At 58.8% G+C, this 9,674-nt stretch carries 6 protein-coding genes and 1 other RNA gene; 6 read left to right on the top strand and 1 reads right to left on the bottom strand.

Annotated elements, in window-relative coordinates; genetic code table 11:
* The coding region (locus ACRESJ_RS19010; protein ID WP_431759263.1) for a hypothetical protein at positions 1 to 90 on the bottom strand (90 nt) is incomplete at its 3' end.
* Positions 91 to 355: 265 nt separating this feature from the next.
* Here ACRESJ_RS19010 and ACRESJ_RS19005 point away from each other — a divergent pair.
* From ACRESJ_RS19005 to ffs, 6 genes are all read left to right on the top strand, one after another.
* Positions 356 to 1,015 carry a GntR family transcriptional regulator gene (locus tag ACRESJ_RS19005; RefSeq protein ID WP_431759262.1) on the top strand — a complete coding sequence of 220 codons (660 nt, stop codon included), beginning with the start codon at positions 356 to 358 and terminating at the stop codon, positions 1,013 to 1,015.
* A 2-nt stretch (positions 1,016 to 1,017) separates the two neighbouring features.
* Positions 1,018 to 4,506 carry a chromosome segregation protein SMC gene (smc, locus tag ACRESJ_RS19000; protein ID WP_431759261.1) on the top strand — a complete coding sequence of 1,163 codons (3,489 nt, stop codon included), beginning with the start codon at positions 1,018 to 1,020 and terminating at the stop codon, positions 4,504 to 4,506.
* Between the two features lie 259 nt (positions 4,507 to 4,765).
* Complete coding sequence (gene zipA, locus ACRESJ_RS18995) at positions 4,766 to 5,620, top strand: cell division protein ZipA (protein ID WP_431759260.1); 855 nt, start codon at positions 4,766 to 4,768, stop codon at positions 5,618 to 5,620.
* A gap of 125 nt (positions 5,621 to 5,745) precedes the next feature.
* Positions 5,746 to 8,103 carry an NAD-dependent DNA ligase LigA gene (gene ligA / locus ACRESJ_RS18990; protein ID WP_431759259.1) on the top strand — a complete coding sequence of 786 codons (2,358 nt, stop codon included), beginning with the start codon at positions 5,746 to 5,748 and terminating at the stop codon, positions 8,101 to 8,103.
* 148 nt (positions 8,104 to 8,251) lie between these two features.
* The gene (locus tag ACRESJ_RS18985) at positions 8,252 to 9,418 is read left to right on the top strand and encodes a zinc-binding metallopeptidase family protein (protein WP_431759258.1); all 1,167 of its coding nucleotides are present in this window, start codon (positions 8,252 to 8,254) and stop codon (positions 9,416 to 9,418) included.
* A 147-nt stretch (positions 9,419 to 9,565) separates the two neighbouring features.
* Positions 9,566 to 9,662: signal recognition particle sRNA small type (gene ffs / locus ACRESJ_RS18980), an RNA gene on the top strand.
* Positions 9,663 to 9,674: the final 12 nt, after the last annotated feature.

Raw genomic sequence — 9,674 nt, 5'->3', positions numbered from 1 at the left:
CACATGGTCGCGCAGATAATTGAGCACGGTCAGGTTCGGGTCCAGGGCGTGCTCGCTACGGAGTTCCTGGTTTAGTAAAAACTGGATCACGGAAGGCCTCGCAGACTCATTATTGTTGTTAACCGATGTGACCGAATTTAGCAGGTCTGACTTTTCGGTCAATGATTTTCTGACTTAAAGGTCAGGAAAACCCGTTTTCTCGATTAATCGCTCGTTTCTTCATTATTGACCCTGGCGAGTCAGCCTGCTTTTTTGCTGGAATCGTGCCAAAACCACCGGGCAGGCACTCCGCCACGGGGTATCAATTGCGATACACTGCGCCGCTTGTGCAGATCGAAGAGTTTGAAGGACAACCATGACGTTCAAGGCGCCGGACAGCCTCGCCGAGCAAATCGCGCATCACCTCGCCGAACGCATCATTCGCGGCGAAATGAAGCCCGGAGAGCGCATTCAGGAACAGAAGGTCACGCTGGCCCTCAATGTCAGTCGCGGCTCGGTCCGTGAGGCCTTGCTGATCCTCGAACGTCGCCATCTGATCGCGATCCTGCCGCGACGTGGCGCTCATGTGACCGAGCTCACCGCGCACAAGGTGCGCAGCCTGTGCACGCTGATGAGCGAGATGTACATCCTGCTCGCCAACGCCGTGGCCACTAACTGGAAAGTCCAGGCCGACCTGGCGCCGTTCGTGCAGATTCAACAGCGCCTGACCGCCAGCTACGAGCGCCAGGACATCCATAGCTTCGTCGACGACAGTTTCAGCGTGATGCGCGCCACGTATCCGTTCGCTGACAATCCTTACTTGCAGGAAACCGTCGAGAACCTGCAACCGGCCATGAGCCGTGCATATTTCCTCGCCCTGGACCAGCGCAAGGCGTCGATGAGCGAATACCTCGAACTGTTCGAGCGCTTGCTCGCCGCCGTGGTGGCACGTGACTTTGCCCAGATCCGCGAGGTGCTGAAGGCTTACGGCCAGCGCAGTTGCGATTTGGTGATCTCTGCCCTGACGGACGCCTGATCTTGCGGCTAAAGTGCATCAAGCTGGCGGGGTTCAAGTCCTTCGTCGACCCAACCACGGTGAATTTCCCCAGTAACATGGCGGCAGTGGTCGGGCCCAATGGTTGCGGCAAGTCGAACATTATCGACGCCGTTCGCTGGGTGATGGGCGAGAGTTCGGCCAAGAACTTGCGTGGCGAGTCGATGACCGACGTCATCTTCAACGGCTCGACCAGCCGCAAACCCGTGAGTCAGGCCAGCATCGAGCTGGTGTTCGATAACTCCGATGGCACATTGCTCGGTGAATACGCCGCCTATGCGGAGATTTCCATTCGCCGCAAAGTGACCCGCGACAGCCAGACCACCTATTACCTCAACGGCACCAAATGCCGGCGCCGCGACATCACCGATATCTTCCTCGGCACCGGCCTCGGCCCGCGCAGCTACTCGATCATCGAGCAGGGGATGATCTCCAAGCTGATCGAGTCCAAGCCTGAAGACCTGCGCAACTTCATCGAAGAAGCAGCGGGCATCTCCAAGTACAAGGAGCGTCGGCGCGAGACTGAAAACCGCATCCGGCGTACCCACGAAAACCTTGAGCGCCTGACCGACCTGCGAGAAGAGCTGGAACGTCAGCTCGAACGTTTGCACCGCCAGGCCGAGGCCGCAAAGAAGTATCAGGAATTCAAGGCCGAGGAGCGTCAGCTCAAGGCTCAGCTGTCGGCCCTGCGTTGGCAGGATCTGAACGATCAGGTCGGCCAGCGCGAATCGATCATTGGCACCCAGGAAATCAGTTTTGAAGCCCTGGTGGCTGAGCAACGCAATGCCGATGCCAGCATCGAGCGCCTGCGCGACGGGCATCACGATCTCTCCGAGCGCTTCAATCTGGTGCAGGGACGCTTCTATTCGGTCGGCGGTGATATCGCCCGGGTCGAGCAGAGCATCCAGCACGGTCAGCAGCGCCTTCGCCAGCTGCAGGACGATCTGAAGGAAGCCGAACGGGCGCGCCTGGAAACCGAATCGCACCTGGGGCACGACCGCACATTGCTGCTGACCCTCGGTGAAGAGCTGGACATGCTCACCCCCGAGCAGGAAGTCACCAGTGCTGCCGCCGAAGAAGCCGCCGCCGCGCTGGAAGAATCCGAAACCACCATGCACGGCTGGCAGGAGCAGTGGGACGCGTTCAACCTGACGGCCGCCGAACCGCGGCGTCAGGCCGAGGTTCAGCAGTCACGCATCCAGCAACTGGAAACCAGCCTGGAGCGACTGGCCGATCGACACAAGCGTCTTGGCGAAGAGCGAGACTTGCTCTCGGCGGACCCGGAAGACGCAGCGATCATGGCGCTCAGCGAGCAGCTTGCTGAATCCGAGGCGACGCTCGAGGATTTGCAGACCAGTGAAGAAGCCCAGGTCGAAAAGCTCGAGCAACTGCGTCAGCAATTGCAACAGACGCTGTCGGCGCAACAACAGGCCCAAGGCGATTTGCAGCGCCTCAACGGTCGATTGGCCTCGCTGGAAGCTTTGCAGCAAGCCGCGCTCGATCCGGGCACCGGCACCGCCGAATGGCTGCGCGAGCAGAACCTGGCGGATCGCCCGCGCCTGGCCGAAGGCCTGAAAGTTGAGGCCGGTTGGGAGCTGGCGGTGGAAACCGTTCTGGGCGCCGATCTGCAAGCGGTGCTGGTAGACGACTTCAACGGTTTCGATCTGGCCGGTTTTGCCCAGGGCGATTTGCGCTTGCTCAGCTCCGCTGGCGATGGCGTGCGAGTGCCCGGTAGCCTGCTCGACAAGGTTGAGGCGCAGATTGATCTGTCGCCGTGGCTGGGGCAGGTCAAACCGGTGGAAAACCTCGAACAGGCGTTGGCCATGCGCGGTCAGTTAGTCGCCGGCCAAAGCCTGATCAGCCGTGACGGTTATTGGGTCGGCCGGCACTTCCTGCGAGTGCGTCGGGCCAGCGAAGCGGAAAGCGGCGTACTGGCTCGTGGCCAGGAAATTCAGGCGCTTGGCCTTGAGCGTGAAGAGCGCGAAGCCGCCGTCGAAACTCTGGAAACCCAATTACAGAACCTGCGGGCGCAACAGCGTCAGCAGGAAAACGGTCGTGAGCATTTGCGTCGTTTGCTGCAAGACGAGGCCCGTCAGCAAGGTGAATTGAAAGCTCAGTTGTCGGCCGGTAAAGCCAAGGCCGAACAGTTGACCTTGCGTCGTACCCGTCTCGACGAAGAACTCGAAGAGCTGGGCGAACAGCGCGAACTTGAACACGAGAACATTGGCGAAGCGCGCCTGCAGTTGCAGGAAGCACTCGACAGCATGGCCTTGGATACCGAACAGCGCGAATTGCTGCTGGCCCAGCGCGATAGCCTGCGCGAGCGACTGGATCGAGTGCGTCAGGAAGCGCGGCAGCACAAGGATCACGCCCATCAATTGGCGGTACGCCTGGGTTCGCTCAAGGCGCAGCACGACTCCACGCGTCAGGCGCTGGAACGTCTGGAAATGCAGTCTGAACGCCTGACTGAAAAGCGCGAGCAACTGAGCCTGAATCTGGAAGAGGGCGAGGCGCCGCTGGAAGAGCTGCGCCTGAAGCTCGAAGAGCTGCTCGACAAGCGCATGACCGTCGACGAAGAACTCAAGACCGCACAGATCGCCTTGGAAGATGCCGATCGCGAACTGCGCGATGCTGAAAAGCGCCGCAGCCAGGCCGAACAACAATCGCAGCTGATCCGCAGTCAGCTCGAACAGCAACGCATGGAATGGCAAGCGCTGACCGTGCGCCGCAAAGCCTTGCAGGACCAGTTGCTTGAAGACGGCTACGACCTTCACGGCGTAATCGCAACGCTGACGGGCGAGGCCAGCGAAAAAGCCGCCGAGGAAGAACTTGAACGCATCGCCGCGCGGATTGCACGACTCGGGGCGATCAACCTGGCGGCCATCGACGAATACCAGCAACAATCCGAGCGTAAACGTTATCTGGATGCGCAGAATGCCGATCTGGTCGAAGCGCTGGAGACGCTGGAAAACGTCATACGCAAGATCGATAAGGAAACCCGAAACCGTTTCAAAGATACCTTTGATCAGATCAATGGCGGTTTACAGGCACTTTTTCCAAAAGTTTTCGGTGGTGGCAGCGCGTATTTGGAACTGACGGGCGAAGATCTACTCGATACAGGGGTGACGATCATGGCGCGGCCGCCAGGTAAGAAGAACAGCACCATCCATTTGCTCTCTGGTGGCGAAAAGGCACTGACTGCATTGGCCCTGGTTTTTGCAATCTTCAAGTTGAACCCGGCGCCGTTCTGCATGCTCGATGAAGTTGATGCGCCATTGGATGACGCTAACGTTGGACGCTACGCACGGCTGGTCAAAGAGATGTCGCAGACGGTGCAGTTCATCTATATCACCCACAACAAGATCGCTATGGAAATGGCCGATCAATTGATGGGGGTAACGATGCACGAGCCCGGTTGTTCGCGTCTGGTGGCAGTGGATGTCGAGGAGGCGATGGCGATGGTGGATGCCTGATTCGCCGCTTGTGGGACAGGTATTAGTAGTCTGTAGGATATTTTTTACTTGTTTCGACTTGCTGGCCAATCGACATATTCGCGCAAGCCGGGGCTGTAGACGGTGTAAAGTTGCCTTTGGTCGTGCTAGTTTAATGTCAATTTTTCGTATACGTGGGCAAAACGCCTGTCAGAACATAGAGTTGGCGCCACGTTTTAAAGCGGTTTACAGGTTGTAAACCCCTTATTTTTCAGCATTTTTTATAGAGGCACGGGATTACATGGAAATCGGTCTGCGCGAGTGGCTGATCGTCATCGGCATTATTGTCATTGCCGGTATTCTTTTTGATGGCTGGCGCCGGATGCGCGGCGGCAAGGGAAAACTGAAATTCCGTCTTGATCGAAGTATGTCCAACGGGCCGGATGAGGACACCAGCGCCGAGCTGTTGGGCCCGTCCCGCGTACTGGATTCCCACAAGGAACCGCAACTGGACGAGCACGACCTGCCGTCGGTGAGCATGCCGGCTCGCGAGCCGCGTGACTCGGGTTCCAAGCGCGGCAAGCGTGCTCACAGCGAGCCTTCGCAGGGCGACATGAACCTCAGCCTGGATCTGGACGGCGGCCCTGCCTTGAGCAGCCGTGACGACGATTTCCCGGATGACACCAAATCCTCCCCTGCGGTCAGCGACAAGGAACAACCGCAAGCGGAAGAAGTGCTGGTCATCAGCGTGATCTGCCGTGACGCGGCGGGTTTCAAGGGCCCGGCACTGCTGCAGAACATTCTGGAAAGCGGTCTGCGTTTTGGCGAGATGGATATTTTCCACCGTCACGAAAGCATGGCGGGTAATGGTGAAGTCCTGTTCTCCATGGCCAATGCGGTCAAGCCAGGCGTATTCGATCTGGATGATATCGACCACTTCAGCACCCCGGCGGTGAGCTTCTTCCTCGGTCTGCCAGGTCCGCGTCATCCGAAACAGGCTTTCGACGTGATGGTGGCCGCGGCACGCAAACTGTCCCAGGAGTTGAACGGCGAACTGAAGGATGACCAGCGCAGCGTACTGACCGCCCAGACGATTGAACACTACCGTCAGCGCATCGTCGAATTCGAGCGCCGCGCCCTGACCCAGAAGCGTTAGGATCAGACCTCGTTTCACTCAACCTCTGTAGGAGCTGTCGAGTGCAACGAGGCTGCGATCTTTCAAACACGATGAGATAAACAGGAGCAGCCACGGCTGCTCTTTTGCTTTATGAGAGAACACCCATGACTGCCGCCAAAGACCGCATTCAAGAGCTGCGTGCCGAGCTGGATCAGCACAACTATCGCTATCACGTGCTCGACGAGCCGAGTATTCCGGATGTCGAGTACGATCGGTTGTTCACCGAGCTCAAAGCCCTTGAAGCGGCCAATCCCGAACTGATCACCAGCGACTCGCCGACCCAGCGAGTGGGCAGTGCGGCGCTGTCGGCGTTCACCCAGGTGCGCCACGAAGTGCCGATGCTCAGTCTGGGCAACGCGTTCGAAGAAACCGACATGCGCGAATTCGACCGTCGCGTGACCGAGGGCCTGGATCTTCCGGCCGGTGATCTGTTCGGGGACGGGGCGGCAGTGGAATACAGCTGCGAGCCCAAGCTCGATGGCCTGGCAGTCAGCTTGTTGTACCAGGACGGTATGTTGGTGCGCGGCGCCACGCGTGGTGATGGCACCACCGGCGAAGACATCAGCGTCAATGTGCGCACGGTGCGCAACATCCCGCTCAAGTTGCACGGCACTGGCTGGCCGCAGACGCTGGAGGTGCGCGGCGAAGTCTTCATGTCCAAGGCCGGTTTCGAGCGGCTCAATGCCACGCAACTGGAAGTCGGCGGCAAGACCTTCGCCAACCCACGCAACGCCGCTGCAGGCAGCCTGCGGCAACTGGATTCGAAGATTACCGCCAACCGTCCGCTGGAGTTCTGCTGCTACGGTATTGGTCAGGTTTCCACTGATATCGCGGATACACATATCGGCAACCTGCAACAGCTCAAGGTCTGGGGGATGCCCATCAGTCATGAGCTGAAATTGGCAAACGGCATCGATGAGTGCCTGGCGTACTACCGCGACATTGGCGAACGCCGTAACGCGTTGCCTTATGAAATCGATGGTGTGGTGTTCAAGGTCAACAGCATTGCTTCGCAGCGAGAGCTGGGTTTCCGCGCCCGTGAACCGCGTTGGGCCATCGCCCACAAATTCCCGGCCATGGAAGAACTCACCGAGCTGCTGGACGTTGAGTTCCAGGTAGGTCGCACCGGTGCCGTGACGCCGGTAGCACGCCTCAAACCGGTCAAGGTTGCCGGCGTCACCGTAGCCAACGCGACACTTCACAACATGGATGAAGTCGCGCGTTTGGGGTTGATGATCGGCGACACGGTGATTATCCGTCGTGCGGGTGACGTGATTCCGCAGGTGGTGCAAGTGGTGCTTGAGCGCCGTCCGGAAGATGCGCGTCCGGTAATGATTCCCGAGAAATGCCCGGTCTGCGGTTCCCACGTCGAGCGTACGCAACTGGTCAAGCGCAGCAAGGGCCGTGAGACAATCAGCGAAGGTGCGGTGTATCGCTGTGTCGGTCGACTGGCCTGCGGTGCGCAACTAAAGCAGGCGATCATCCATTTCGTTTCCCGTCGGGCGATGGACATTGAAGGCCTGGGTGACAAGAGTGTCGAGCAACTGGTCGATGAAGGTCTGGTCAGCTCGCCGGCTGATTTATACGCGCTGACGTTCGAACAGATCGTCGACCTGGAAGGCTTCGCCGAACTGTCGAGCAAGAAGCTGCTCAGTGCTATCGAGGACAGCAAGAAGCCGGGCCTGGCGCGATTCATCTATGCCTTGGGGATTCCCGATGTCGGCGAAGAGACGGCCAAGGTGTTGGCGCGTTCCCTTGGCTCGCTGGAGAAGGTTCAACAGGCATTGCCGCAAGTGCTCACGTACTTGCCGGATGTCGGCCTGGAAGTGGCACATGAGATTCACAGTTTCTTCGAGGATGCGCACAACCAGCAGGTGATCGCTGATCTGCTCAAGCACGGTTTGCAGATTCAGGATCAGGGCGAGTTGGGCGCCGAGTTTGCGGCCAGCACCACCCTGGGCGGTTTCCTCGACAAGCTGCACATTCCATCGGTAGGCCCTGGCGGGGCGCAGAAATTGGCTGACAAGTTCGGTTCACTGCAAGCGGTCATCGACGCTGACTGGTTGGACATGCGTCAGGCGCTACCGGAGAAACAGGCCAACTCGGTACGTGAGTTCTTTGCCATCGAGGAAAATCGCCAGCTTGCCGAAGCGGCTGAAAAACAGCTGGCTGATTTCGGCATGCACTGGCAAAGCGAGAAAAAAGTCGTCGAAGGCCTGCCTCTGGCTGGCCAGACCTGGGTGCTCACCGGTTCGCTGGAGTTGATGAGCCGCGACGTGGCCAAGGACAAGCTCGAAAGCCTCGGGGCCAAGGTGGCGGGTTCCGTGTCGGCCAAGACCCATTGCGTGGTGGCGGGACCGGGCGCGGGGTCGAAGTTGACCAAGGCCAATGAGTTGGGGTTGAAGGTGCTGGATGAAGAGGCGTTCGTCGACTTCCTGAAGGAACACGGCATCACTGCCTGATGCCGGCAAGATCAAAAGATCGCAGCCTTCGGCAGAACCTACACAAAATCCTGGAGCTGCCGCAGGCTGCGATCTTTTGCTTTAAATGCGGGAACGATCAATCCGCAACCATGATCTAGTCTCTGGCAAGCCCCAGGGAGAGGTCATCATGTACCGTTTCTTCGAACAACTCAGCTCGCGCATCGCCGCGCCCTTCATGGGTGAGCGTTCACGTAACAGCAAAGTCTGGCCTTGTCGCTGCGGGCAATCGCTGTTCTTTCGCAACAGTCAGTGCCTGGCCTGTTCGGCGGCGTTGGGTTATCAGCCGCAGCTGAGTCGATTGTGTTCACTGCAACCGGGTGAGCAGCCGGGTTCTTGGTTGCTTGATGACGATAGCGTGGCTGGCCTGTATCGCCGATGTGCGAATCTAGACTCCCCGGCAGCATGCAATTGGCTGTTGCCTGCCAAGGACCACGATGCGTTGTGCATTGCCTGTAGCCTTAATCGAACCATTCCTGATTTATCGATCGCCGAGAACCACGAGCGCTGGCGCAAAGTGGAAACGGCCAAGCGGCGACTGGTCGCGCAACTGGTGAGCCTGGGTTTGCAGGTAATTCCCAAGACGGTCGACGAAGCAGCAGGCCTGGCCTTCGACTTCATCGGTATAGATCTGGAGGGCAAGCCACCCACCACGGGCCACGCCAATGGCCTGATCACCCTGGATATCAACGAAGCCGACGATGCGCACCGTGAGCAAGTGCGAGTACAAATGCACGAACCGTATCGCACGTTGCTTGGGCATTTTCGACATGAAGTCGGGCACTATTATTGGGACCGGTTGATCGCCCAGAGTGATTGGCTGGAACCGTTTCGCCTATTGTTCGGCGATGAGCGCGCCAGCTACGCCGATGCCCTGGAACGGCATTATCAACAGGGCACGCCGCTTGACTGGCAGCAGCAGTACGTCAGTGCCTATGCCACCATGCACCCGTGGGAAGACTGGGCGGAAACCTGGGCTCATTACCTGCATATGATGGACGCCGTCGATACCGCGCTGGGGTTTGGCATGAGTGCCCGGGAAATGGACTTCGACTATCAGCCCTTTCCGCTGGATGCCCTCTACGACCCGCAACATCCCGGCGGCGCGGCATTTCTCTCGTTCGTCAACGCCTGGATCGAGCTGGCCGGCATGCTCAACGAACTGTCGCGCAGCATGGGCCAACCGGATTTTTATCCCTTTGTCCTGCCACCGGTGGTGATCGCCAAGCTGCACTTCATTCACCTTGTCATACAGCGTGAAGGCGGCAAGGCGGACGAGGTGTTGCAAGACCTGTAGGAGCTGCCGCTGGCTGCGATCTTTTCAAGCTCAACGCATGTCCTTGAAGCCATTCATTTTTTTTAATCCACATGAACGGTTGTAACTTCGTCTCAGATAGGTACAATGGCGCGGCTCGCCGTCAGGCGGGCGTCGTTATGGTGACCCCATCGGTCCCCCCGCAACGATTACCCGTGAACCTGGTCAGAGCCGGAAGGCAGCAGCCACAGCGGGAACATTGTGTGCCGGGGTGTGGCTGGTGGGGTTGCCTCCATAA

Origin of the sequence: Pseudomonas sp. (assembly GCF_050739655.1) — a bacterium.
GTDB lineage: Bacteria > Pseudomonadota > Gammaproteobacteria > Pseudomonadales > Pseudomonadaceae > Aquipseudomonas.
The sequence above is the reverse complement of the archived record's forward strand: the minus strand, read 5'-3'. Positions and strand labels throughout refer to the sequence as shown.